Raw genomic sequence first — 25,091 nt, 5'->3', positions numbered from 1 at the left:
CTCCCCATGGGCGCACCTTGAAGCCATGACATTGATCGACATCCTGCCGTCTCTGGGTCAGGCGGCACCGGTGCGGTTCGATCCCGCGATCTGGCCGGTCACCACGCGCTCCGACGAGGAGGGCCGGCTGTGCGTCGGCGGGGTGGCGCTGACTGACATCGCCGACGAGTTCCACACCCCTGCGTACGTCATCGACGAGACCGATTTTCGGCACCGCGCCCGCCGCTACCGCAAGGCGCTGCGCGGTGTCGAGGTTGTCTACGCCGCAAAGTCACTGCTGACCACGGCGGTGGCGCGCTGGGCCCGCGAAGAGGGCCTCGGTGTCGACGTCTGCTCCGGCGGCGAGCTGGCCGTCGCCCTGGCCGGCGGCGTCGAACCCGCCCGCATCGTCAAGCACGGCAACGCGAAATCGCCCGACGAGTTGCGCGACGCGACGCGAGCCGGCGTCGGGCGCATCGTGCTGGATTCGTACATGGAGATCGCCTACCTCGCCGGGCTGGCGCGGCGTCGCCAGCCGGTGCTCATCCGGGTGACCCCCGACATCGACATCCACGGCCACCGCGCCGTCACCACCGGCATCAGCGACCAGAAGTTCGGCTTCACGCTCCACGGCGACCGCGCCGACGTCGCCGCCCAGCGGGTACTGGCGCACCCGGCCCTGGACCTGGTCGGCCTGCACTGCCACATCGGCTCGCAGGTCACCGATGCGGCCCGCTACGGCGAGGCCATCCACCGGATGATCGCCGCCATGGCCGACATCCGCACCCGGCACGGCGTCATCCTCACCGAGCTGAACATCGGTGGCGGCCATGGGATCCCGTACGTCTCCGGCGATCGGGAGCTCGACCTGAACGAGCTCGCCGGAGTAATCGAGAACGCGCTGGACGAGGTGTGCGCCGCCGAACACTTCCCCCGACCGACGGTCGTGGTGGAACCGGGCCGCGCCATCAGCGGCCGAGCCGGTCTCACGCTGTATCGGGTGTGCTCGGTGAAGACGCAACCCGGTGGCCGCACCTTCGTCGCGGTGGACGGCGGCATGAGCGACAACCCGCGGGTGTCGCTGTACGGCGCGCAATACACGGTCGCGCTGGCGAATCGGCGTTCGTTGGGGGCCAAGCGCACCGTGACCGTGGCCGGCCGGCACTGCGAGGCGGGCGACGAAATCGCCCGCGACGTCGAGCTACCCGCGGACGTGCAGCCCGGCGACCTGCTGGCCGTGGCGTGCACCGGCTCCTATCACCACAGCATGGCGTCGAACTACAACATGGTCTGCCGGCCGCCCGTGGTGGCGGTCAAGGACGGTCGGGCCCGTGCGCTCGTCCGTCGTGAGACGATCGCCGACCTGCTCTCCCGCGACTGCGGCTAAAGCGTGGCCGTCACAACGCGTTTCGCTCCGCGAAGTGGCGTTGCCGCGCCGATAGGGCCGCCGCCCGTTGCTCGGCGGTGACCCGCCGCGACGGGTCGAAGTAGTCGTCGATGCCGTCGACGTCGATCACCGTGACGGTGGGCGTCGCGGGCTGCTCGGTCGCGGTTGCCCGCCAGGTGACGACCCCACCGCGGTACCCGCGCGCGTCGAGCCAGTTGTTCACGCCGACGTCCTCGGTGGCCACGAGCACCCGAACGTTGTTGCCGTCGGCGTGCGACTGGGCGAGGTTCAGGCTCGTCTGCCGCGTCTCGATGTCGATCATCTCGCTCCACCGGTTGGTCAGGCAGATACCGACATAGGGGCTGCCACTGGGGATTTGATAGTCGATCACCAGGGCCTGGCCGTCTCGCAGTTCCCAGGAGATGGGCACGAACCACGCGCCGGCCATGGCCGACGGCGGCTGCATCGGCGGGATGGCGAAGTTCTTCGGGAGGGCCCCGAACACCCGCGCGGGAATGTCGTTGATCCACAGGGTGAACAGGTCGCGAGACGCGGCCAGGTGCTCGTCGAACTGGGCGACGCTCTGCGCCAACGACGGCGGGCGCACCGGCGGTGGCGCATCGAGGCATTCGATGCGGATGTCGCCCTTGGACTGGCGCTGCCAGTCGCCGTAGGTTTGGTAGCAGCAGAAGGACTCGGCACCGGGCGGAAGCTCAAACCAGTTGGTATCGCCCATCTTCTGGCGGCTGAAGTAGATTTCGAAGGATCCATCGGGGCCGATCTGTAGATCCTCGGACTGCGTCTTGACCGCCCGCGCCTGGTCGTCCTTGCCGGCGTAGACACCGAACGTGGTCTGCGAGACCGAACCCAACGTGCCGTACACCCGGTAGGCGTGGGCGTCGTCGATGCGCGCCGACAGGTACAGCGTGTCGGGGTTGGAGTGGCCCCAGTTCCACGGCGCGTACTGGGCGTTGATCAGCGTTGGGCGCGCCGGGTCGCTGCGCAGTTGCAGCCCCATGTATTGAATGTGGCCGACCAGATGGCCCAAAAGCGCACTGGCCGAACCCTCGTCGAGGTCGCCCTGAGCCAGCGCCACGTCGAGCAGGTCGTCGTGGAGTTCACCGAACCGTCGCCACGCCGCCCGCAAGACGTCACTCGGCTGTTCGGTCATGGTGTGTCCTCGATTCCGTAGAAGTCCCGGTAGTACTGGAATTCGGGCCAGAGCGTCGGAATGTCGAGCCCGTAGTCTTCGGCCCGGTAGATGTTGGGCTTGCGGGAGGCGCCGCGCTGGTCCATGAACGTACGCATCTTCCGTTGCACCTCCGCGGTGAGTTCGATGCCGAAGTGGTCGTAGATCTCCTTTACGCACGCCAGCGGGTTGCGAACCATACGATCCATCGAGAAATCAATGAATTGCGTTGACCGGTCGGCGAATTGGCGCCGTAGTTCGACGTTGCGGGCGAGCAAGCCCCCGGCACGCCAGCGCATGTAGCGGCCGTGGTCGTGCCAGTCCTGCCAATCCAAGCCGTCCTGCACCATCGCGAAGACGGTGCCGGACAGCTTGCAGCTCGACGCGATGACTTCGGTGGGTTCGCGGTAGGTGGTGACGAAGCGGGCGTCGGGGAAGACGGCGAGGATCTTGTCGATGTTGGCCATGTGGGGCGGGGTCTTGAGCAGCCATCCCTCCCTTGGCCGCAGACCGCCGCTCTGCATGTACTGCAGCAGCAGCTTCTCCTCCTGGTAGACCCAGGTGCGGTCCTGGCCGGCAAGCCACCGGTCGTAGCCCTGGCAGTTGAACATGACGTGGAACGTCTCGCTGGCAAAGGCGTAGGCATGCAGCAGCGCACACTCCTGCGCCTCCCACGCGCCGATCGGGTGTGCCGCGTCGAGATCGGGGGCCAGCGCCAGGCTGCGGCGAATCTGCTTTTCGCTGCGGGCGATGCGCGGGTCGGTGCGCATCGTGGCGGGATCCAGCGGCGGGTGCAGCTCGTCGCACTCCCAGGTGAGGGGGAAGCGGAAACGATCATCCTGGCTCAACAGGTGATGGGTGATCGTCGTGCCGGTGCGCGGCGCCCCGACTAGGAAGATCGGTTTGGCGATGACCTCGTCGCGGATCGCGGGGTTGCGGCGGATGTGGTCCATCACCAGCAGCCGCTGGCGCAACAGGTTGGTGATGTGCGTCGTGGCCAGGATGCGACCGAAGCCGTTGAGCCTGTCTTCGGTGTTGATCGACTCGATGAGCCGGTCCAGGCCTTCCTCGAAGCGGGGATCGCCAAAGTCGGTCAGGCCGCCGGCTTTCCGGCTCGCCCGGTCCATGAGCGCGTACTTGCGCAGCGGCAGGGGGTGCGCGCCCAGGCCGCGGGCGGCGCGGTAGGCGCTGTTGAGTATCCGAAACGGTAGCGGTCTGGGTGGTGCCTCGATGGCCATGAAGGGCGTTCCTCACCGTTGAGCGGATACGCGTAATGCACGGTTGTGACCGGCCTCACAAAACATTACGATCTGAACGTAATGGAGTCAACGTCGTTCGAATCCGGGCGTCGCGCGGCCAAACCTCAGGGGCGGCCCCGCGATTCGCGCATCGACGACGCGGTCCTGCGCGCGACGAACGAGCTCCTCGAGGAAATCGGCTATGCCCGGCTGACCATTCCCGTGGTGGCCGCGCGCGCCGGGGCCACGCCGCCGGCGGTGTACCGCCGTTTCCCCACGAAGATCGAACTCGTCTTCGCGGCGGTGTTTCCCCCGACGCCGCGCGAGGAGTTGCCGCTGACCGGCGATCTGCGCGCGGTCGTGCGCGGCCTGCTCGAAGGATCGATCAACCTGTTCAGCCGCCCGGCCGTGCACAGCGCGGTGTCGGGTCTGACCGCCGAACTGCCCTCCGAGCCCGGCTTGTCGGCGCGGCTGCTGGATCGCCTGCAGGGCAGCACCTACGAACGCCTGCAGCAGTATCTCGATGACGCCGCCGCCCGCGGATTGGCGACCGACGGCATCGACGCGCGTCTGCTGATGGACATGATCGGCGGCACCGTCATGATGTCGATGGCCACCGAACGCACGCTCGACGACGCCTGGCTCGAGCACAACACCACGCTGATCGTCCGGGGCATGACCCGGTGACCGCCGGCGGGCCGCCCATGGAAGTCGTGGCCTCCGCGCCCGCCCAGATGGGCTTGGGCGAGATCGGTCCCTGGGCCGCCCGCATGGAGCGCGTCGGCTTTGGGGTCATCCACGTATCCGAGACCACCCACGACGCATTCACGGTCGCCGCAATGGCGTTGGCCAATACGACCCGGCTGACCGTCCGGACCAGCATGGCGCTGGCATTTCCGCGCAGCCCCATGATCACCGCCTACGCCGCATGGGATCTCGCCAAGTACTCCGACGGACGCTTCCAGCTCGGTCTGGCCTCCCAGGTCCGGGGCAACATCGTCGGACGGTTCTCGGTTCCCTGGTCGCAGCCGGCCCTGCGGCTGCGCGAATACATCGAAGCCGTGCTCGCCATATTCCGCTCCTTCCAGACCGGCGAGCCTCTCGACTACGCCGGACGGTTCTACCAATTCGACCGCCTCCAGCCATATTTCAACCCCGGCCGCATTCCGTGTCCGCCCCCGCAGATCTGGACCGGCGGGGTCAACAAGAAGATGTGCCTGCTGGCCGGTGAACTCTCCGACGGCTTCGTCTGTCATCCCACCAACTCGCATCCGTCGATCCTCGCGACCCAGACGCTGCCGGCCCTGGCCGAAGGCGCCCGGAATGGCCGCCGCTCGCGGACCCCGCTCGCGGTGGTGGCCAACCCGCAACCGCTGATGGCCGCCACCCGCGACGAGCTGGCGCGGTTGCGGGAACCCCGGCGATCCGAGCTGGCCTTCCTCTACAGCACGCCCGCCTACCGCCGGCAGCTCGAACACTTCGGCTTTGCGGAGATCGGCGAAGCGCTCACCGGCATGGCACGCCGGAACGAATGGAGCGAACTGCACAAGCACCTGACCGACGAGGTGATGGATCAGGTTGTGCCGCAAGGCACCTACGACGAAATTCCCGCCGTGCTCGAGCGCTGGTACTCCGGCGCGTGCACCGGCCTGAGCCTGCCGGTCGCCGACGACATGCCCGACGACGTGCTGGCGATGCTGGTCGATCGCCTCAAGGCCATTCCCACGCTCACGGTCGCGTGACCCCACCCCAGGAAGGTACGAATGAACGCAACACAATCGGCTCGAGCGTTGAAATCACTCGCCGCCAGGCAGTGGCACTCGCACAGTCCACTGGCCCGGCGCGCGCCGGCGAACTTCGCCGGGCAGTACGGACCCTGGGCGCTCGTGTCCGGTGCCAGTGAGGGCATCGGTGGCGCCTGGGCGGATTACGCTGCGGCCCAAGGTTTGTCGGTCGCGATCGTCGCCCGCGACCCCGAGAAGCTGGAGAAGAAACGGCAAGAACTGGTGACGAGGTTCGGCGTCGAGGTGCTGGCCATCTCCCAGGACCTCGGGGCGCCCGACGCGGTTGAAAACATCATCGCGGCCGTCGGCGACCGCGAAATCGGGCTGCTGGTGTCCAATGCCGCCCTGGCCACCGTGGGCGGATTCTTCGCGGACAACCTCGAATTCGAGCGGCGGCGGATAAACGTCAACTGCTGCAGTCCGTTTGGGCTGACCTACCACTACGGGGCGCTCATGAAGGCGCGCCGTCGCGGCGGCATTGTCCTGATGAGTAGCGGCACGGGATTGATCGGCAGCCCGTACTACACGCACTACGGCGCGACGCGGGCATACAACATCATTCTCGCCGAAGGCCTTTGGTACGAACTGAAACCCGACAACGTGCATGTGTTGGCATGCATGGCCGGGCTGACGAGTTCGCCGGGGGCCGCCGAGGCGCTCGACGTCGCGCGGGCCAGGGGCAGCCTCATCAATACGCCCGAGGAAAATGTCGAAGAGGCCATCCTGTATCTCGGCAAGCGGCCCAGCATGCAAGTGGGGGCCCCGAACCGGCGGATGATGTTCGTCGTGACCCGCCTGCTTCCGCGGCCGCTGGGCATACGAGAAATCGGCAAGCACGCCTTGAACAACTTCCTGGGCGGGGTGCGGCCGTAGCTTTCACTCGTCCTGCAGCTTGGGATCGGCTTCCAGGTGGGTCAGGCCGTTCCACATCAGGTTGACCAGGTGCGCGGCGACCACTTCCTTCTTGGGCTCCCGGGTGTCGAGCCACCACTGGGCCGTCATCGACACCGAGCCGACCAACGCCTGGGCGTAGAGCGGCGCCAGATCCGGGTCCAGGCCGCGGCGGGCGAAGTCGCCGGCCAGGATCGAGCTGACCTGGCTGACGGCGTCGTTGAGCAGGCTGGAATAGGTGCCCGAGCTGATCGCGGCGGGCGAGTCGCGGATCATGATCCGGAAGCCGTCGGTGCGTTCCTCGACGTAGGTGAGCAACGCCAGCGCGACCCGCTCGACCCGCACCCGGGACCGGTTGTTGGTCAGCGACGAGGTGATGCCGTCGAGCAGTGCCGACATCTCGCGGTCGACCACCACGGCGTACAGGCCCTCTTTGCCGCCGAAATGCTCGTAGACGACGGGTTTGGACACGTTGGCGCGCTGCGCGATCTCCTCGATCGACGCGCCCTCGTAGCCGCGTTCGGCGAACAGCTGGCGCGCGATACCGATGAGTTGGTGCCGGCGCGCGCTGCCGGTCATCCTGGCGCGCGGGGCCCGCACTTCTTTATCCGGGGCTGCCACGTCCTTCAGGGTATCGGTTTGCGCAGGTGAAGTTGTATGACTTTGGTTGGGGCCGCCGCGGGCCCCGGTAACGTTTAGAGTCTTGGTGGCGTGGTCGGCGATCGTTCCGGCGGCCGCCGCAGTGGGCAATCCGTCGTGGTGTAATCGGCAGCACCTCTGATTTTGGTTCAGAAAGTTCAGGTTCGAGTCCTGGCGACGGAGCACGGTTCTTTGCCACGAGCGTGCATGAAATGACACGCTTGACGGCGTGTCGGCGTACAAACACGCACGCTCGCGTCGAAAGGGGATTCATGTCGTTTCGTGGTGACACCGCGGTCCTGGTCCTGGCGGCCGGGCCCGGCACCAGGATGCGGTCAGATACCCCGAAGGTGCTGCATACGATCGCCGGCCGCAGCATGTTGGCCCACTCGCTGCACGCGGTCGCCAAGGTGGCACCCCAGCGCCTGGTCGTCGTCCTCGGCCACGAGCACCAGCGCATCGCCCCGCTGGTCGCCGAACTGGCCGAGCGGCTCGGGCGCCCGATCGACGTGGCGCTGCAGGATCAACCGCTGGGGACCGGCCACGCGGTGCTCTGCGGGCTGTCCGCGCTGCCCGAGGACTACGCCGGCATCGTCGTCGTCACCTCCGGCGATACTCCCCTGCTGGACTCCGACACCCTGGCCGGCCTGATCGCGACGCACAACGCGGGGTCGGCCGCGGTGACGGTGCTGACCACTACGCTGAGCGACCCCTTCGGCTACGGCCGCATCCTGCGCACGCAGGACAATGAAGTGATGGCGATCGTCGAACATGCCGACGCGACGGACTCGCAGCGCGAGATCCGCGAGGTCAACGCCGGTGTCTACGCCTTCGACGTCGCCGCGCTGCGGTCCGCCCTGGGCCGCCTGAGCTCCGACAACGCGCAACGCGAGCTCTACCTCACCGACGTCATCGCCATCCTGCGCGGGGACGGCCGGTCGATACTCGCCCAGCACGTCGACGACAGCGCGCTGGTGGCCGGCGTCAACAACCGTGTCCAGCTGGCCGAGCTGGGCGCCGAGCTGAACCGCCGGATCGTCGCCGCCCACCAGATGGCCGGCGTGACCGTGGTCGACCCGACGACCACCTGGATCGACGTCGACGTGACGATCGGCCGCGACACCGTCGTCCATCCCGGGACGCAGTTGCTCGGACACACGCAGGTCGGCGCCGGCTGTGTCGTCGGCCCGGACACCACGCTGACCGACGTCACGGTGGGCGACGGCGCATCCGTGGTGCGCACGCACGGCTCGTCGTCGTCGATCGGCGGTGGCGCGACGGTGGGCCCGTATACCTACCTGCGGCCCGGCACCGTTTTGGGGGCCGACGGCAAGCTGGGCGCGTTTGTCGAGACCAAGAACTCCACCATCGGCGCGGGCACCAAGGTTCCGCATCTGACCTACGTCGGCGACGCCGACATCGGCGAGCACAGCAACATCGGTGCGTCCAGCGTGTTCGTCAACTACGACGGCGAGTCCAAATCACGCACCACCATCGGCTCGCACGTGCGCACCGGGTCCGACACCATGTTCGTGGCGCCGGTGACCGTCGGCGACGGCGCCTACACCGGTGCCGGCACCGTCGTGCGCGACGACGTCCCACCGGGTGCGCTGGCCGTTTCGGCGGGACCACAACGCAACATCGAGAACTGGGTGCAGCGCAAGCGGCCCGGCAGCGCCGCGGCCCAAGCCGCCGAAGCCGCGGAAAAGGCCGCCCAGCAGCCCCCGCCCCCACCCGACCCGGATCGGGCGCCGTGAGCCCACTGCGTGGCAATGCGGCAGCCCGTCCAGACCCTTCGCATACGATGGGGCCTTCAATTCGCTATCTCGATCCCGATACCCCGAGGGCAGCACGGTGAGCCACGACTGGACCGATAACCGCAAAAACCTGATGCTCTTCTCCGGCCGCGCGCATCCGGAGCTGGCCGAGCAGGTAGCCAAAGAGCTCGACGTCCACGTCACCGCGCAGACGGCGCGGGAGTTCGCCAACGGTGAGATCTTCGTGCGCTTCCACGAATCGGTGCGTGGCTGCGACGCGTTCGTCCTGCAGTCCCATCCGGCGCCGGTCAACGACTGGCTGATGGAACAGCTGATCATGATCGACGCGCTCAAGCGCGGCAGCGCCAAGCGGATCACCGCCGTCATGCCGTTCTACCCTTACGCTCGCCAGGACAAGAAGCACCGGGGCCGCGAACCCATTTCGGCGCGGCTGGTCGCCGACCTGCTCAAGACGGCGGGGGCCGACCGGATCGTGACCGTCGACCTGCACACCGATCAGATCCAGGGTTTCTTCGACGGGCCCGTCGACCACATGCGCGGGCAGAACCTGCTGACCGGCTACATCCGGGACAACTACCCGGACAGCAACATGGTCGTGGTCTCCCCCGACTCCGGCCGGGTGCGCATCGCCGAGAAATGGGCCGACGCACTGGGCGGCGTTCCGCTGGCCTTCATTCACAAGACCCGTGACCCGCGCGTGCCCAACCAGGTGGTCTCCAACCGCGTCGTCGGCGAGGTCGAAGGCCGCACCTGCGTCCTGATCGACGACATGATCGACACCGGTGGCACCATCGCCGGCGCGGTGCAGCTGTTGCGCGACGACGGCGCCAGTGACGTGATCATCGCCGCAACCCATGGTGTGCTGTCGGACCCGGCCGCCGAGCGGCTGGCCGCGTGCGGCGCGCGCGAGGTGATCGTGACGAACACCTTGCCGATCGGCGAGGAGAAGCGTTTCCCCCAGCTCACGGTTTTGTCGATCGCGCCGCTGCTGGCCAGCACCATTCGCGCCGTCTTCGAAAATGGCTCAGTCACAGGGCTATTCGACGGAGACGCCTAGATGGCTTCCGGTTCACACAACGCGGTCATCTACCACAACCCCAAGTGCAGCACCTCCCGCAAGACGCTGGATCTACTGCGGGACAACGGCTTTGAGCCCACCATCGTCCAATACCTGAAAACACCGCCGTCCCGCGACGAACTCGTTCGCATGATCCGCGACGCCGGCATCGATGTGCGCACCGCCGTGCGCAAGCGGGAACCGCTCTACACCGAACTCAACCTCGCCGACGCGACCGACGACGAGCTGCTCGACGCCATGGCCGAGCATCCGATCCTGATCGAACGGCCGTTTGTCGTCACACCCAAGGGGACCCGGCTGGCCCGCCCGATCGACGCGGTCCGCGAGGTTCTGTGACCTCTCGCTGCACGGTCGCGGCCGGTGCCGCGCTAGTCGCGCTGACGCTGGGCGCCTGCGCCCCGAAACCGCCCGACTACTCGTCGGTGTTGGGGACGACGTCGACGCCGACCACTACGACGACGACGACCAGCAAGCCGGTCCCGTTGTCGAGGTATCTGGAAAGCATCGGTGTCACCGGGCAGCAGGTGGCGCCGAGCAGCCTGACCGATCTGACCGTGTCGATACCGACGCCACCGGGCTGGTCGCCGTTCAGCGATCCGAAGAAGATCACGCCCGAGACGGTGATGATCTCCAAGGGCGGCAAGTATCCGACTGCGAGGCTGGTGGTGTTCAAGCTGCGCGGGGATTTCGACCCGGCCCAGGTCGTCAAACACGGCAACGACGATGCCCAGCTGTTCCAGAACTTCCACCAACTCGACGCGTCGACCGCGCCCTTCAACGGATTTCCCTCGTCGATGATCCAGGGCAGCTACGACCTCGAGGGCACGCGGCTGCACAGCTGGAACCGGATCGTCATCCCCACCGGATCGCCACCCGCCGCCCAGCGATACCTGGTTCAGCTGACCATCACCGACCTGGCCGGCGAGGCGGTGGCGCAGTCAACCGACATCGAGGCGATCATCCACGGATTCGTCGTCGCCGCAAAGTGATTGGGCGATCCTGGCGGCGGTGACGTCGCCGAGATTGCCACCATGGTCGTGATCCGCGCGCGAACCACAGCCCTCACGGCGATCTCGGCGCACGCGGTTCACTACTGTTGTCAGCCATGACCGACTGGACCGCCGCAGACCTCCCCTCGTTTGCCGGGCGCACCGCCATCATCACCGGGGCCAACAGCGGGCTGGGCGAGATCACGGCGCGCGAGCTGGCCGCGAAAGGCGCCAAGATCGTCATGGCCGTGCGGAACACCGAGAAAGGTGACGCCGCCGCGCAGCGGATGCGCGGCGAAGTCGAGGTGCGCCGACTCGATCTGCAGGACCTGTCGTCGGTGCGGCAGTTCGCCGACGGGGTCGACAAGGCCGATGTGCTGATCAACAACGCCGGCATCATGGCCGCGGGCTATGCGTTGACCGTCGACGGCTTCGAGGGCCAGATCGGCACCAATCATCTCGGCCATTTCGCGCTGACCAACCTGTTGCTGCCCAAGCTGACCGACCGGGTCGTCACGGTGTCCTCGATGGCGCATTGGGCGGGGCGGATCAACTTCGACGACCTGCACTTCAAGACCCGGCGGTACTCGCCGTGGCTGGCCTACAGCCAGTCGAAGCTCGCCAACCTCCTGTTCACCAGCGAGCTGCAGCGGCGCCTTGAGGCCGCCGCTTCGCCGCTGCGCGCGGTCGCGGCGCATCCCGGCTATTCGCACACCAACCTGCAGGGCGCCTCGGGCCGCAAGCTGGGCGACGCGCTGATGTCGGCGGCCACCCGGGTGTTTGCCACGAACGCCGACTTCGGCGCCCGGCAGACGCTCTACGCGGCATCGCAGGACGTGCCGGGGAATGCGTTCGTCGGCCCGCGGTTCGGCTATGTCGGCCGAACCCAACCGGTCGGCCGCAGCCGGCGGGCGCGAGACGCGGCCGCCGCCGCCGCGCTCTGGGAGCTGTCCGAGCAGCTCACGGGCACCAAATTTCCGCTCTGAGGTCTGTTCGAGTGTGCGCTGAGGGCTTCCAGTGTGCGCTGACGGCGCCCTACGAGCACACTCATCGATTTCCGCTCTGACGTGCTCATGCGATAACCTGACCGGGCGTCACGGCGAGGGTGGCTGGCCGTCTAACCAGCACCGTTATTGACGGGGACCGACAGATTGTCGCGATCCTGGCCGTGCCCAGAACTACAGGACACAGGAGCGACACGATGGCCAAGTCGGCAGTCAATCAACTCACGGCGACGGTGCGAACCGAAACCGGCAAGGGCGCGTCCCGGCGAGCCCGGCGCGACGGCAAGATTCCGGCCGTCCTCTACGGTCACGGCGCCGACCCGCAGCACCTCGAATTGCCCGGGCACGACTTCGCGGCCGTCCTGCGGCATTCCGGCACCAACGCGGTGCTGACCCTCGACATCGCTGGTAAGGAACAGCTGGCGCTGACCAAAGCGCTGCACATCCACCCGATCCGCCGCACCATTCAGCACGCCGACTTGCTCGTCGTGCGTCGTGGCGAGAAGGTCGTCGTCGAGGTGCGGGTCGTCGTGGAGGGCGACGCCGTCCCCGGCACCCTGGTCACCCAGGACACCAGCACCATCGAGATCGAGGCCGACGCCCTGTCGATTCCCGAGCAGTTGACCGTGTCCGTCGAGGGCGCCGAACCGGGCACCCAGTTCACGGCAGGACAGATCTCCTTGCCCTCGGGCGTCAACTTGATTTCCGACCCGGAGATGCTGGTGGTCAACGTGGTGGTCGCGCCGACCGCCGAGGACCTCGAGGAAGAGGGCGCGGGCGAGGTCGCCGAGGGCGAAGAAGCGCCGGAAGCCCCCGCAGAAGAAGCCGAAGAGGGCGGCGAAGCCGAGGCACCCGCCGCCGAGTCCGAGTAGGCGGCTCGCGACATGGCCGAGCCGTTGTTGGTGGTCGGCCTGGGCAACCCCGGAGACAACTACGCACGGACGCGGCACAACCTGGGGTTCATGGTCGCCGACCTGCTCGCCGCCCGGCTGGGCGCGAAATTCAAGGCGCACAAGCGTTCCGGCGCGGAGGTCGTCAGCGGCCGCTTGGCCGGCCGCTCGATCCTGCTGGCCAAGCCGCGCTGCTACATGAACGAATCCGGCCGCCAGATCGGGCCGCTCGCAAAGTTCTACTCGGTGGCGCCGGCGGACATCATCGTCATCCACGACGACCTCGACCTCGAGTTCGGTCGCATCCGGCTCAAGATCGGCGGCGGCGAGGGCGGCCACAATGGCCTGCGCTCGGTGGCGGCAGCCTTGGGCACCAAGGACTTTCAGCGGGTGCGCATCGGGATCGGCCGTCCGCCCGGCCGTAAGGACCCGGCGGCTTTCGTGCTTGAAAACTTTACCGCCGCCGAGCGCCCCGAAGTTCCCACGATCTGCGAGCAGGCGGCCGACGCCACCGAGTTACTCATCGACCTGGGTCTGGAGCCCGCGCAAAACCGAATCCACGCCTGGTAGGTCCCTTGGCGGGCCCTAAACGGTCCAGCGGCGGTAGGCGTCCATGTCGACGTTGCTGCCGCACACAATGGTCACTACATGTCGGCCCGCGAAGCGGTCGCGGTCTTCGAGGATGGCCGCAATGCCAAGTGCGGCCGCCGGTTCGACGATCAGGCCAGCGACTTCGAAAAGCATCCGCATACCGGCGATGATCGATGCTTCCTGGACCAGGACGGCATCGTCGGCGACCAGAAGCAGGTCGTTAAGGACGGCCGGAAATGGACACCGCTCGACGACAGCGTCTGCGATGGTGTCGGTCGACTCGGTGGTGACAACGCGACGCTCGCGCCACGAATGTGTCATCGCCGGCGCACCGGCTGGCTGAACGCAGATCACCTCGACCTCGGGAGCGAAGGCCTTCATCACATGCCCGACCCCGGTAGCCAGTGCTCCACCGCCCAGGGCGATCAGTACGGCGTCGAACGACGACCCCGCGTCCACCAGTTCCAGGCCAATGGTCGCCGCGCCCTCACAAGTTTCGATGTCCAAGCTGTCTTCGAGCAACCGGATGCCGTCATGCCTCGCGATGGCTGCCGCTCGCGGGCGGGCCACCTCGGGGCCCTCGACTAACTCCAATCTGGCGCCCAGTGCGCGCATGCGATCGAGCTTGACCTCGGGTGCAAACCGGGGTGCCACGACCGTGACGTCAAGGCCCCTCGCGCGACCAGACCAAGCCAGGGCCTGGCCGAGGTTGCCCCCGCTGGCGCACACCACTGCGGGCGAACCATTGTCGGCGAGCAGGCTCGCGACCACCTCCGCGCCGCGGGCTTTGAAGCTGCGGACCGGGTTGGCTGTTTCGAGCTTGATGCTCACCGCGCACCCAAGGCTTCGTTCCAGAGCCTCGCAGCGGTACAGCGGAGTATCGAGAAAAACCGGATCGATGAGGCGGCGACTCGCTCGGATCCGCGCAGTGTCCAAGCGAGTTCCCTGCACAGCACGGGAGCATACTCCGACACCGCTGTTCCCACCCGCGACTGCCCAGCGCAAGCAGCCAACGTCCTTGACACCGTTACAGATAAGGCGAGCACGGCCGCGCCGTTAGGTCGGCAGCATGTCCCTCCACGACTTGGGCGCCGCACGGGAAACCACGTTGGATTGCCGGAACAACTGGCCGTCGGGCGTCATGTATTTACCGGTGCGCGGGTCGTATCCGGCGAACCCCACCAACGGCTTCGGCCCGGCGGTCGTCAACGAACTCGGAGCCGCGCCTGCCGGTGGCGTGCCCGACGGCGCGGCGCCCGGGGGCAGGGGTGTCCCGTCGACCGGACCAAAGGTGTGCTCGTCGGCTGTGACGCGATCATCGGGCGGGATGCCCTGCGACAGCAGGTTCGGGTCGATGGGGTACGGGCCGAGCGCATGTTGACGCATGGTGAGCGGCTCATAGGGCTTGTCGCTGTCGCAGATCTGCACGGTCGGCGCGCGTTTGCCGGGGTTACCCATGCACGGATAGTTGCGGGCACCGCGGACCGAGATCGGGGAATCCTGCGGGAGTTTGCAATACAGCCCGTCCGGGGTGTCGATCGTGGTGGTGTCGGCGGGCGAGCGCCACGAGGACGGTGGCAGGAATCCAACGGTGCACGGCGGCGGATCGCCGATGCTGATCGCGAACTCGCCCAGCGCCTGCCCGGTCGCGTTGTTCGCCGAGAGTCCGGCGGACTGCAGCGCGGCGATCGCCGGCGGCAGCAACACCAGCAGCTGCTCCAGCGACGGGTTGTAGGTCACCAGGACCTGACCGACGGTGGTGAGGTTCGCCAGCAGAACGGGCAGCGTGGGTTTGATCTGGTCGAGCAGGCGCGAAACTTCGTTCACGGCGCCTGGGCCGGCCCGCAGCAGTGTCCGCAGTTGTCGGTCGTCGGCCGCCGCCGTATGGGTGACGCTGGCCAGGCTGTGCACCCAGGTCCGGATGGACTCGGTCGTGTTGGCTTGTGAATCCAGCAGGGGCACAGCGTTATCGACCAGGGCGCGGGTCGGATCGGCGACAGGCTTGATATCACCGGCCACCTGAGCGGACGAGTCGAGCAGGGAGCCCAGATCGTAGCCCGCGCCGTTGAGGCCCTTGAACGACTCGTCAAGCAACGCGCCGAGCTTCTCCTTGGGGATGCTGTTTATCAGCGCGCTGACCTTATCCAGCATCGGCCCCACCGGTTGCGGAATCGAGGTCTTCTCAAGGGGAATCACCGAGCCGTCCTCGAGGTAGGGGCCGACGTCGGCGCGCGGACGCAGGTCCACGTACTGCTCCCCCACCGCGGAGACGCTGCGCACCTCCGCCCGCAGGTCGGTGGGAATGCGCGGCGACGTGTCGAGCGAGAGCGTCGCCTGTACGTGGTCCGACAACACGTCGACCGCGGTGACCTTGCCCACCTGCACGCCGCGGTACGTGACGTTGGAGAACCTGTATATCCCTCCGCCGGAAGGCAATTCCAGGCGCACGGTGATGCGGCCGATGCCGAGCAGGGTCGGCGCCTGGACGTAGCCGAGGACCATCGAGAGGACACCAATGATCGACAAGATCGTGAAGACCGTGAGTTGGATTCGGACGAAACGCGTCAACATCAGCCGCCGGCCTCATCTTTCGGCGGAAAGTCGGTTGGCAGCGGAATGCCCGACAGTGGTCGCGCTTGGCTCACCCCATCCGGTGTCGGAGCAGGCGCGAGACCGCGATCGGGTGGCGCACTCGCCGGCGGGGGTGTCGCGCCCACGCCCGGCGGCGCATAGGTGTAGTTCAGATACGACGGATCCCCCGGTGCCGGAACAAGTTTCGCGCCCACCTGACCCCACCGGGTGCCTAGCAGCAGTGTCCGCTTGAGCCGCGGCAGCGTGAGGTCGGCGATCAGGTACATGTTCATGTAGTCGCCTCGAATGCCCCGGTCGATCAGATTCTGGCCGTAGGGGAAGGTGGGGGCGTAGGCGAGCGCCATGCCCAGGTCGGGCCCGACGTCGGCGAGCGCCTTGATCGCCGGTTCCAGATTCTTCAAGTTGCGCACCAGGTCGGCCTGCGTGTCGTTGATGAGCCCGGTTGCGGTGTCGCTGAAAACGCGCAGCTTGTCCAGTGCCGTCGTGATGCGTGGCCGCTCGGCTATCAGCACGTCCAGGGCCGGCGGTATCTTGTGCAGCGCTTGCGTGATCACATCGCGCTGTCCCGCGAGCGTTCCGGTGAGTCGATTCAGTTCCTCCATGAACCCAATGAGGTTGTCGCGTTGGGCATCCAACGTGCCGACGAAGTCGTCGAACCGGGTCAGCAGATCCCGGATCTGGCTTTCATGCCCGGACAGGGCGGCGCCGAAGTTGTGGATGATGTCGCCGATCTGCCCCAATCCCCCGCCGTTGATCACCGCTGACAGCGACGAGAGCGTCTGCTCCGTCGACGGATAGGTCGCCGACCTGTCCAGTGGGATCGTGGCTCCGGACTGCAGCCGGCCTCGCTGCGTTTCACCCAGCGGCGAGTTCAGCTCGAGATGCATCGATCCCAGCAGGCTGGTCTGCCCGACCCGGGCCACCGCGTTGGCGGGCACGACGACGTTGGGTTTCACCGAGATCAGGACGTCGGCGTGCCAGTCGCGGAAGGTCAGGTTGCCGACGCTGCCGACGACGACGTCGTTGAGCAGCACCGGCGAATTCGCCTCTAGCGTCCCGACGTTCGCCACCTCGACGTGGTAGGTGGTGGCGCCCGGCCCTCGTCCCACCGCACCGGGCAGCGGTAGCGAATTCAATCCCTGGAACGCGCATCCTGTCACGCCGAGCAGGACGCACGCGCCGATCAGGAGTGCGCGGCCCATCGACCGCGACCCGCTCACGGGCCCGGCCTTCCCGATGGAAGCAACAGGTCCTGCCAACTCGCCGGTGCGGGCGCCGGGACCGCTTGCGGCACAGTCCCCGTCGCGGTCGTCGGCGGCGGCTCGGGTTGCGCCAGCCCCGGTATGCGCCCCAGCGGCGGCGGTGGCGGTACCGCCGGCGGGGTATCACCGGGCAGCCCCGAGTACGCGGACACCGCGGGCGGCGTCTCCGCCGGACCCGGATTGGGCCCCTCGCCGCCGGGCGCCAGACGGGGATCGGAGTAGATGATGTTGTCCGGGTTCGCCGACTTCATCAGGAACGGACTCGACGGGATCGGCGGATAGTTGAAGTTCAGCAATCGCAGCGCGGGGCCCAGATACTCGGCGCACAGCTTCCCGCTCTCGCCCGCGGTGACGTTTTCGATCGCCGCGATCTGCCCGCAGATGAACTGCACCGGGCTGGAGAAGTTGTTGAACACGATCGATCCGATGGCGTCGCCCGTGTCGGGGTTGTAGGCGTTGTAGAAATTGCCGAACGCGTTCGGTGCCACATGCAAGAGGTTCTCGAGGTCCGTGCGGTGCTCGACGAGGTTGTTGGTGACGTTTGCCAATCGCTGGATCTGTTCGGAGACCTGGTTACGACTGCCCGAAACGAATCGTCGCACTTCCCCGACCGCGCTCGAGAGATCGGTCAGCGCGGCGTCCAGGTCGGAGCGGCCGTCGTCGAGCACGCTGGTCAGCGTGGCCAGCCGATTCTCGAATTGAACGATCTGCTGGTCGCTGTCGCGCAGCGCTGTGACGAAGACTTGCAGATTGTTGACGATGTCGACGATGTTGCCGCTGCCGTTGGCCAGGATCCTTCCCACCCCCGACAGTTGAGCCAGCGTCTGGCGCAGCTTGTCCCCGTTACCGTTCAATGCGTTGGCGGCGCTGTCGATGAACCGGGCCATCGACGGGACCGACACCTGACTGGTGGGGCCCAATTCGGTGGCAAGGCGCGTTAATTGGGTCTTCACCTCGTCCCATTCCACCGGGACCGCGGTGCGTTCCACGGGAATCACGGCGCCATCGGGCATCGTCGGGCCGCTGTGGTGGTACGCCGGGGCCAGCTGGACATAACGCGCCGCGACCAAGTTCTGGGCGACGATCACCGCCTTCGCGTCGGCGGGGATGCGTACGTCGCGATCCAGGTGCATGGTCAGCCTGACCGTGCCGCCCTCCGGGTGGATCGACGTGATCTTGCCGACCCTGACGCCGGAGACCCGCACCTGATCGCCCGGATAGATAGCGGTCGCGGTGGTGAAGTAGGCCGTGATCGTCTTCGAGCGCGAAAAGGACTGGTGGACAAGGAAAGCCGCTGCTCCGACGCCCAGCCCGATCAACGCAATCGCCACCGCCACGACTAGTTTGTTCCGGGGCATCATCGTTGTCCCTGATGCTGTGGAATCCCGTTGTACGGGAACGGAAACAGTGCCCGCGGGCCGGCATTGTCGGGCGGCTGCCCGGGGATGTTGCCCCGGCGGAAACCCCACAGGTAGTCGAGGAACGGCTGCACGAACTGCGGCGGCATCACATTGGGGTCGTAGGCCTGGTAGTAGAACCCGCTGGAGACCGCTTCGCCCTGGGTGATCTCGAACTTGGCAAGGCCCGGAAGGGCTTTGGAGATGTTGTCGCGGTTCTTCTCCAGGATCGCGGTCACCGAGTTGAGCCTCTGCAGCGTCGGTGCCAGCGTTTGTTCATTGTCGTGCACCAGCCCCGACAGCTGCTTGGACACCGCGGAGGTGTTGGCGAGCAGTTCGACGATCGCCTCGCGGCGCTGGGCCAGCACACCCACCAGCGCATTGGCGTTGAGGATCAACGTGTTCATCTGCTGACTGCGTTGCGACAGGATGCCGGTCACGGTGCTGGTGCTCTTCAAGACCTCGCCGAGAGTTTGGTTGCGGCCGTTGAGCGACTCCGACAGGTGGGTCAGGCCGTCGAACATCGGCCCCAATTGCGGTGCGACGCGGTCGATCGTCGCCGACAGTGTGTCCAGCGACTGGTTGAGCGACGCGGTGTCGGTCCCGGCAAGGTTGGTCGTCAGGTCGCTGACCGACTCCGTCAGCGAGTACGGCGATGAGGTGCGCGACAGCGGAATCAGGTCGGACGGGCGCAGTCGCCGAGCCCCCGCCGACTGGAGGGTGAGCACCCGCTGCCCCAGCAGCGAGCCCGTCCTGATGTGCGCGGTGCTGTCCGATCCGAGCCGCACCTTGCCCTTGACGGTGAACGTGACCAAGGCTTCGCCGTCGCGCAACGCGATATCCGACACCGTGCCGATCTTGATGCCCGATGTCGTCACGTCGTTGCCGACCTCGAGCCCGCCGGCCTCGGAGAACAACGCCTGGTAGCGGACGGAGGTAGCCAACGACAACAGCCGCCCGGGCTGCAGGCCCACGGCGATGACGAGTGTGACGAGGACGATGCCGATGAAACCCGCCCGGGTCAGGTGCGAACCGCCGTACTTAAGCATTGGGTTCCGCGCACCTCCCTCCTTGTGTCTTAAGCCAAGGGAACACAGCGGTTTCGCCCTGCAGGTCGGTGACCCGGACGGACATTCCGCAGATGTAGAACTGGATGAAGCTGCCGTATGCCCCGAGCCGGGCGAGCTTGCGGTAGTTTTCCGGCGCCCGCTGCAGGGCGGCGTCCAATCGGTCCTTGTCCTGATCCAGCAGCGGAGCCAGCCGATCCAGTTGCTCTACCGTGCCGGCCAACGGTGGCCGCGCGATTCGGAGCAGGTCGGCGATGGTCGCGGTTCCGTTGTCCAGTGATTCGATTGCAGCGCCGATCCGATCGCGGTCTTGGGAGAGTCCGGACGTCAAGCGCTCGAGCCGGTCGATGGCGTTGGAGAACTTGTCGCCGTCCTTGACGAGCGTGGCGAGCACCGCGTGCATGTTGTCGATCAATTGCTGAATCGTCTGGTTGTTGTCGGCCAACGCATTCGAGAACGACGACGTCTTCGAAAATACCGAGTCGAGCGTGTCACCCTCGCCCTGGAAGACCTTTACCAGCGATGCGGTGAGCGCGTTGACATCTTGCGGATTGAGGCCTTGGATAACGGGTTTCAGGCCGCCGAGGAGCAGGTCGAGGTCGAGCGCGGGCGCGGTGCGGTCCACCGGGATCTGCGCCCCGGCCGGCAGCACCCCGGTCGAGCCTGGGCCGTTGACGAGTTCGAGGTAGCGATCGCCGACCAGGTTGAGGTAGCGAACCGCCGCCTTGGTCCCGCTGGTGAGGACGACGCCGCGGTCGGCGTCGAACTTCACCAAAACGCTTTGGTCCGGGCGCAATTCGACGCTGTCGACCGTGCCCACCCGGATCCCGGCCGCACGCACCGAGTCGCCGGTCTTCAGGCGCGACACGTCCGCGAAGACCGCGGAGTAGCCGTTGGTCGCGCCGGTGCGGTACTGGCCGAAGATGAAGAAGAGAACCGCGGTCAGCGTCGCCATCACGACACAGAAGACCCCGAACTTGAGAAAGGTGGCGCGCACCGAGCGGCTCATCCCGGTTGTCCGATCTGAGCGGAGTTGCGCGGTGGCCCATCGATCGGCCCGTACAGCAGTTGTTTCAGCCCGTCGGAGTTGAGCAGGATGCCCTGGTTGCCGTACTGCCACGGATTGGCGCCCACGTCGGTGACCACGAAGGGCGGAGCCGTGTCGGGCGGCACGGCCGGTAGGTGTTGATCCGCGCAATGCGGTCCGCCCTTGGCCGAAACCTTCGGCAAATGGCCGGGGTATCGATAGCGTTCGATGCCCAGTGTGAAACTGACCGAGACCACCACGCCGGGTTCGGGCGGCGGCGGGTTCTTGGCCATCGGCACCAGTCCGGCTACCGCGCAATTGAGCGCTTCGTGGTACTGGCTGGCAAGATCGGTGGTCGGCACCAACAGATGAACCACATCGGTCAGGCCGTGCCGATTGTCGCCCACGACATCGTTTCCGATGTCCGCCAATCCGATCGCACTGATCAGCAGCGCATCCAGGTTGGCTTGCTCGTCGACGACGGTCTGGCCGATCCGTGTCGCGTTGTCGGCGACCTCGACCAGGTCGCGCGCACCGTCGGCGTAGGCAGTGAACGCCTGCCGCGCGGCGGCGACGTCGTGGCCGAGATTGGCAAGGCTGGGATCCAGCGTGGCCAAAAACGAATCCAGGTCCGAAAGCATCTGGCCGACCTTGTGACCGCGGCCGCCCAGCGCCGAGGCAAGCGCGCCGAGCGTCTCGTTGAGTTTCTCCGGTTCGATCTTCGAAAGCACCGATGTCAGTTCCTGGAACACCGTGTTGATTTCCACCGTGACGTTCTTGGCCTCGAGGACCTGACCCGGGTGCACCTTTTGCGGCGAGGGATCCGCCGGCGGAACCAGCTGCACGAACTTCGCGCCGAACACAGTCGTCGAGGTGATGTCGATGAGCACGTTGGCCGGAATCAGCCGTAGCTTCGACGGGTCGATCGACAGGTGAAGGGCCGCTTGACCATTCGGCTGCTCCTCGATGGAGGCGACGGTACCGACCTGCACGTCGCGCAGCTTCACCTTGGCGTCTGGATCCATCACCAACCCGGCGCGCGGCGAAAGCACGGTGACCGGCACGCTGTCGGAGAAGTCGCCCCGGAACAGGCTGGTGGTCATGGCGACGATCCCGGCAATCGTCGCGAGAGTCACCAGCCCGAGCATCGGACGAACGGCACGACCAGACATCGATTCCCTCACCCGGACAGGTTGAAGTTGCCGTTGGCGCCGTAGACGGCCGGCGATACCAAGAGGGTCACGACTGCCACGACGACGAGCGAGGTGCGTACCGCGTTGCGCCCCAACGTCATACCCGGCCAACACCGAACCGCGGAGCTAGTTGCCATCGCAACCGCGCACTGCGGGAACCGCGTGACGATCCGTCATCGCTGCAGCTCCTTGTCCGAATGATCCCGGCGACCCACCCCGGCGGGCTGACGCCAGAATATGTCAGTGCTGACCTAATTGGAAGACGTCAGTACTGACAAATTTTGGACAGGACGGAAACCGCGATGACGGGCCCGCTCAGGCCGGCGACGGCTCGGCGAAACCCCGGCCGAACCGCTCGACCATCTGCCAATACTCGGGCACATTGCCGTCGCCGAGATAGTCGACCAGCAGTCGCACCTCCGGCGGCAGGTGGCCGTCGACATCGGTGAAGCCGTATTCGCGGGCGAGGCGAGAGGCGAAGAAAGATCGGCCCGTACGGGCCATGCGGTCGGGGTCGGTGAACAGTGCGGCCACGGCGCGACCCGGAAATCGTGGCGACTCGCAGATGTCGAGGTCGAGGCCGAACAGCTGGCGCGACCCGGACGGGCCCTCGGTGGCGAAGGCGAGGATGCGGTCGGCGAGCACCAAGCCCGGCCACAATCCGATCACCGCCACGTGGTGCTCGCGCAGCTCGAGCGCGGTGTCGTGAGTGATCTTCTCGATGGCGGCCTTGGCCGCCCCATAGGGCGTCGACAGTATGTAGTCCTCGCTGCCGTGCGAGGAGATGTTGACGATCAGTCCACCCCCCTGCTCGATCATCATCGGCGCGGCCAGCGCCGACGTCACAAAGTTCGCGCGCGGTCCGACGGCGAGGCTGTCGGTGATCGCTTCGAAGGGCAATGCCCAAAACGGTTGGCCCACCATCGATGTGAAGTCCGGCGATGCGACATTGACCACCACGTCGAGTCGGCCCGCGTCTCGACGCAGTTCGTCGAACACGGCCACGACCTGGGTGTCGTCCGCGTGATCGCAGGGCCGGGCCACCGCGGTGCCGCCGAGCTCCCGGATCTGGTCGGCGGTCTTCTCGAGGCCGGCGGCGCTTCGGGCGGTGAGCCAGACGGTGGCGCCCTGCAGGCCGAGCTCGAGCGCGATGCCCTGGCCAATGCCCTGGCTCGCGCCGGTGACGAGGGCCACCGTGCCGTCGAGGGGTCGTGTCACTATGCCTGCCTTTCCATTGGCTGGAGCCCGGTGACCCCCGGCGGATCATGCTCGTACGGGCCGACTTTGGCCGCGCCGCCGGGTGAGCCGAGCTGCCCGAAGAAGTCGGCGTTGACTTGGGTGTAGTGCTGCCACTGGTCGGGCACGTCGTCTTCGTAGTAGATGGCCTCGACCGGGCACACCGGCTCGCAGGCACCACAGTCGACGCACTCGTCAGGATGGATGTAGAGCATCCGCGAGCCTTCATAGATGCAGTCGACGGGACATTCCTCCACGCACGCCTTGTCTTTCAGGTCGACGCACGGTTCTGCGACCACGTAGGTCATCGAGAGATGTCCTCGAGCGCCTGGTGCGCCGCGTTGTAGCCGGGCGTGAACGTAATCCCCGGTCCCCCATGGCATCCCGCGCCGCCGAGGTACAGCCCCTCGATCGGGACGGGAAGGTCCAGGAAGCCCTTGGGCCCGGGCCGGTTGGGCCCCATCAGGTCCGGGTGCAACAGGCCGTGGCAGAAGTCCCCGGAGGGAGCGGCGAACATCGTCTGCATGTGGTACGGCGCGAACGTGATGTGCCGTATCTGGATGTCGCGGAAGTTGGGCGCGTAGCGGGTGATCTTGTCGATGACCTTCTCCGCCATCACGTTCTTGAGCTGGCCATGAAGGTCGCGGTTGGCTTCGACCGGGAAGGCGTAGGCGAATGCGCTTGCCGCGTGCTTGCCCGGGGGCGCCATGGCGGGATCGTGCACCGACGGGATCTGCATGCCCATCGACGGGTTGTCCGGAATGATTCCCCTCTTGCACTCCTCCCATTGGCGTTGCTGTTCTTCGGGTGAGCCGAAGATGCCGATGGACGACTGCATGCCCGGTTCGTTGAGAAAGTCGTACGGCGGGGCGAATTCCGGCAAGCCGTCGAGCGCGAAGTGGATCTGGACGAACGACGCTCGGTGGTCACGTCCGCTGAGGCGCGCGACCAGCTCGGCGGGCAGATGCTCGGCGCCGAGCAGGTCGATGAGGGTCAAATCGGGCGACAGGTTGGATACCACGACGGGTGCGGTGATCTGTGAGCCGTCACGCAGCCGCACACCGGTCACCCGGCCGTTTTCGACGAGAATCTTTTCGACCTTGGCGCGGTACCTGACCTCGCCGCCGTGCGAGACGAACATCTCATGCAGGTGCGTGCAGAGGGCGCCGATGCCGCCCTCGAGCTTCGTCATCATCGCCGTGCCCTCGTTGGGGACGGCGAGCGCGAACGCCAAACACGTTGCGCTGCCCGGGGTATAAGGCCCGCGGTAGGTGGAGTTGATGGCGAGAAACGCGAGCATCCCGCGCAGCACCGCGTGCTTGTCCTTGTCGGGCAGGAAGCGGTCGATGGGGTCCATCGCCGTCCCGAACAACACCTCGTGGATCGCTCTGCGCTCGGATTCGTTTGCCGCGCAGGCATACATCTCGTCGAGGGTCTTGGGCGGGGTGCGCACCTCGAAGCGGTCGAGCGCCTTCGCGGGCCCCTGGCTCCACCCGATCATCTCGGCCATGCCGGTGACGGCGTCGGCGCCGAGCTTCTCGGCGAGGTGCGTCATCAGCTGCATCGGGTCGCGGTAGAAGATCATCGGTTCTTCGCCGTCGTCGCCGAGGTTGACCGACTGCACCTCGGCATCGACGGTCGGCAGGGTGTCCAGCCCCAGCTCCTTGACGATCTGCGGGGCAGTGGGAAACTGCACGGAACCCGCGATCTCGTAACGGAATCCGTCGATCAGCTCGACAGTGGCCGCCATGCCGCCGGTATAGGTGTTGGCCTCCAGGCACAGTGTGCGCAGGCCGGCGCGCTGCAGGATCGCGGCGGCGGTCAACCCGTTGTGCCCGGCGCCGACCACGATCGCGTCATAGTCCGTCATCGCTCCTGCT

24 protein-coding genes, 1 tRNA gene and 1 pseudogene are annotated in these 25,091 nt (G+C 66.7%); 12 read left to right on the top strand and 14 right to left on the bottom strand.

Features of this window, described 5'->3' with window-relative positions; genetic code table 11:
* Positions 1–25 precede the first annotated feature (25 nt).
* Complete coding sequence (gene lysA, locus ACQI5H_RS09605; protein WP_427079160.1) at positions 26–1,366, top strand: diaminopimelate decarboxylase; 1,341 nt, start codon at positions 26–28, stop codon at positions 1,364–1,366.
* A 10-nt stretch (positions 1,367–1,376) separates the two neighbouring features.
* Here lysA and ACQI5H_RS09600 read toward each other — a convergent pair whose 3' ends face one another.
* Both ACQI5H_RS09600 and ACQI5H_RS09595 read right to left on the bottom strand, forming a co-directional pair.
* Positions 1,377–2,537 carry a hypothetical protein gene (locus ACQI5H_RS09600; RefSeq protein WP_427079159.1) on the bottom strand — a complete coding sequence of 387 codons (1,161 nt, stop codon included), beginning with the start codon at positions 2,535–2,537 and terminating at the stop codon, positions 1,377–1,379.
* The gene (locus tag ACQI5H_RS09595) at positions 2,534–3,793 is read right to left on the bottom strand and encodes a sulfotransferase family protein (RefSeq protein WP_427079158.1); all 1,260 of its coding nucleotides are present in this window, start codon (positions 3,791–3,793) and stop codon (positions 2,534–2,536) included. Before ACQI5H_RS09595 ends, ACQI5H_RS09600 begins: the two co-directional genes overlap by 4 nt.
* Before the next feature lie 81 nt (positions 3,794–3,874).
* Here ACQI5H_RS09595 and ACQI5H_RS09590 point away from each other — a divergent pair, with 81 nt between their 5' ends.
* From ACQI5H_RS09590 to ACQI5H_RS09580, 3 genes are read left to right on the top strand one after another with little or no spacing between them, the layout of a single operon-like run.
* Complete coding sequence (locus tag ACQI5H_RS09590; RefSeq protein WP_427079157.1) at positions 3,875–4,480, top strand: TetR/AcrR family transcriptional regulator; 606 nt, start codon at positions 3,875–3,877, stop codon at positions 4,478–4,480.
* 17 nt (positions 4,481–4,497) lie between these two features.
* On the top strand, positions 4,498–5,535 hold the full coding sequence (locus ACQI5H_RS09585; protein WP_427079351.1) for a TIGR03617 family F420-dependent LLM class oxidoreductase: 1,038 nt from the start codon (positions 4,498–4,500) through the stop codon (positions 5,533–5,535).
* Positions 5,536–5,556: 21 nt separating this feature from the next.
* Positions 5,557–6,450, top strand: a complete 894-nt coding sequence (locus ACQI5H_RS09580) for an SDR family NAD(P)-dependent oxidoreductase (protein ID WP_427079156.1) — start codon at positions 5,557–5,559, stop codon at positions 6,448–6,450.
* 3 nt (positions 6,451–6,453) lie between these two features.
* On the opposite strand, the gene ACQI5H_RS09575 is transcribed toward ACQI5H_RS09580, so the two are convergent.
* Complete coding sequence (locus ACQI5H_RS09575; protein ID WP_139329783.1) at positions 6,454–7,047, bottom strand: TetR/AcrR family transcriptional regulator; 594 nt, start codon at positions 7,045–7,047, stop codon at positions 6,454–6,456.
* Positions 7,048–7,218: 171 nt separating this feature from the next.
* On the opposite strand from ACQI5H_RS09575, the gene ACQI5H_RS09570 reads away from it, so the two are divergent.
* From ACQI5H_RS09570 to pth, 8 genes are all read left to right on the top strand, one after another.
* A tRNA-Gln gene (locus ACQI5H_RS09570) sits at positions 7,219–7,290 on the top strand.
* An 89-nt stretch (positions 7,291–7,379) separates the two neighbouring features.
* Positions 7,380–8,864, top strand: a complete 1,485-nt coding sequence (gene glmU, locus ACQI5H_RS09565) for a bifunctional UDP-N-acetylglucosamine diphosphorylase/glucosamine-1-phosphate N-acetyltransferase GlmU (protein WP_427079155.1) — start codon at positions 7,380–7,382, stop codon at positions 8,862–8,864.
* A gap of 97 nt (positions 8,865–8,961) precedes the next feature.
* Positions 8,962–9,942 carry a ribose-phosphate diphosphokinase gene (locus ACQI5H_RS09560; RefSeq protein ID WP_076060142.1) on the top strand — a complete coding sequence of 327 codons (981 nt, stop codon included), beginning with the start codon at positions 8,962–8,964 and terminating at the stop codon, positions 9,940–9,942.
* The gene (arsC, locus tag ACQI5H_RS09555; RefSeq protein WP_427079154.1) at positions 9,943–10,299 is read left to right on the top strand and encodes an arsenate reductase (glutaredoxin); all 357 of its coding nucleotides are present in this window, start codon (positions 9,943–9,945) and stop codon (positions 10,297–10,299) included.
* 41 nt (positions 10,300–10,340) lie between these two features.
* Positions 10,341–10,952 carry an LpqN/LpqT family lipoprotein gene (locus tag ACQI5H_RS09550; RefSeq protein WP_427079350.1) on the top strand — a complete coding sequence of 204 codons (612 nt, stop codon included), beginning with the start codon at positions 10,341–10,343 and terminating at the stop codon, positions 10,950–10,952.
* Between the two features lie 116 nt (positions 10,953–11,068).
* A complete protein-coding gene (locus tag ACQI5H_RS09545; protein WP_427079153.1) occupies positions 11,069–11,938 on the top strand; it encodes an oxidoreductase in 870 nt (289 codons plus the stop codon).
* 215 nt (positions 11,939–12,153) lie between these two features.
* Complete coding sequence (locus tag ACQI5H_RS09540; RefSeq protein ID WP_427079152.1) at positions 12,154–12,828, top strand: 50S ribosomal protein L25/general stress protein Ctc; 675 nt, start codon at positions 12,154–12,156, stop codon at positions 12,826–12,828.
* A 12-nt stretch (positions 12,829–12,840) separates the two neighbouring features.
* The gene (pth, locus tag ACQI5H_RS09535) at positions 12,841–13,416 is read left to right on the top strand and encodes an aminoacyl-tRNA hydrolase (protein WP_427079151.1); all 576 of its coding nucleotides are present in this window, start codon (positions 12,841–12,843) and stop codon (positions 13,414–13,416) included.
* Between the two features lie 15 nt (positions 13,417–13,431).
* Here pth and ACQI5H_RS09530 read toward each other — a convergent pair whose 3' ends face one another.
* The 11 genes and pseudogenes from ACQI5H_RS09530 to ACQI5H_RS09480 form a co-directional block, all read right to left on the bottom strand.
* Positions 13,432–14,388: a threonine ammonia-lyase gene (locus ACQI5H_RS09530; RefSeq protein WP_427079150.1), complete on the bottom strand. Its 957-nt coding sequence runs from the start codon at positions 14,386–14,388 to the stop codon at positions 13,432–13,434.
* A gap of 105 nt (positions 14,389–14,493) precedes the next feature.
* Positions 14,494–16,008 (bottom strand): MCE family protein, encoded by a 1,515-nt coding sequence (locus ACQI5H_RS09525; RefSeq protein ID WP_427079149.1) that lies wholly within the window; start codon positions 16,006–16,008, stop codon positions 14,494–14,496.
* Positions 16,008–17,231, bottom strand: coding sequence for an MCE family protein (locus ACQI5H_RS09520; protein WP_427079349.1), 1,224 nt, complete (start codon positions 17,229–17,231; stop codon positions 16,008–16,010). Before ACQI5H_RS09520 ends, ACQI5H_RS09525 begins: the two co-directional genes overlap by 1 nt.
* Positions 17,232–17,245: 14 nt before the next feature.
* Positions 17,246–18,649, bottom strand: coding sequence for an MCE family protein (locus ACQI5H_RS09515; protein WP_427079148.1), 1,404 nt, complete (start codon positions 18,647–18,649; stop codon positions 17,246–17,248).
* Positions 18,649–19,737, bottom strand: a complete 1,089-nt coding sequence (locus tag ACQI5H_RS09510; protein WP_427079147.1) for an MCE family protein — start codon at positions 19,735–19,737, stop codon at positions 18,649–18,651. The genes ACQI5H_RS09515 and ACQI5H_RS09510 overlap by 1 nt, the downstream gene beginning before the upstream one ends.
* Entirely contained in the window at positions 19,730–20,764 is a 1,035-nt protein-coding gene (locus ACQI5H_RS09505) for an MCE family protein (RefSeq protein ID WP_427079146.1), read from the bottom strand. The genes ACQI5H_RS09510 and ACQI5H_RS09505 overlap by 8 nt, the downstream gene beginning before the upstream one ends.
* On the bottom strand, positions 20,761–21,954 hold the full coding sequence (locus tag ACQI5H_RS09500) for an MCE family protein (RefSeq protein ID WP_427079145.1): 1,194 nt from the start codon (positions 21,952–21,954) through the stop codon (positions 20,761–20,763). Before ACQI5H_RS09500 ends, ACQI5H_RS09505 begins: the two co-directional genes overlap by 4 nt.
* Positions 21,955–21,962: 8 nt before the next feature.
* Positions 21,963–22,058 (bottom strand): annotated as a pseudogene (locus ACQI5H_RS09495) (ABC transporter permease); the annotation flags it as partial.
* 232 nt (positions 22,059–22,290) lie between these two features.
* Complete coding sequence (locus ACQI5H_RS09490; RefSeq protein WP_427079144.1) at positions 22,291–23,193, bottom strand: SDR family NAD(P)-dependent oxidoreductase; 903 nt, start codon at positions 23,191–23,193, stop codon at positions 22,291–22,293.
* A complete protein-coding gene (gene fdxA, locus ACQI5H_RS09485; RefSeq protein ID WP_427079143.1) occupies positions 23,193–23,519 on the bottom strand; it encodes a ferredoxin in 327 nt (108 codons plus the stop codon). The genes ACQI5H_RS09490 and fdxA overlap by 1 nt, the downstream gene beginning before the upstream one ends.
* The gene (locus tag ACQI5H_RS09480) at positions 23,516–25,081 is read right to left on the bottom strand and encodes a phytoene desaturase family protein (RefSeq protein WP_427079142.1); all 1,566 of its coding nucleotides are present in this window, start codon (positions 25,079–25,081) and stop codon (positions 23,516–23,518) included. The genes fdxA and ACQI5H_RS09480 overlap by 4 nt, the downstream gene beginning before the upstream one ends.
* Between the last annotated feature and the right edge of the window lie 10 nt (positions 25,082–25,091).

It is taken from the genome of Mycobacterium heidelbergense, from assembly GCF_050205645.1.
Lineage (GTDB): Bacteria > Actinomycetota > Actinomycetes > Mycobacteriales > Mycobacteriaceae > Mycobacterium > Mycobacterium heidelbergense_A.
This window is presented reverse-complemented; position numbering and strand designations above follow the sequence as displayed.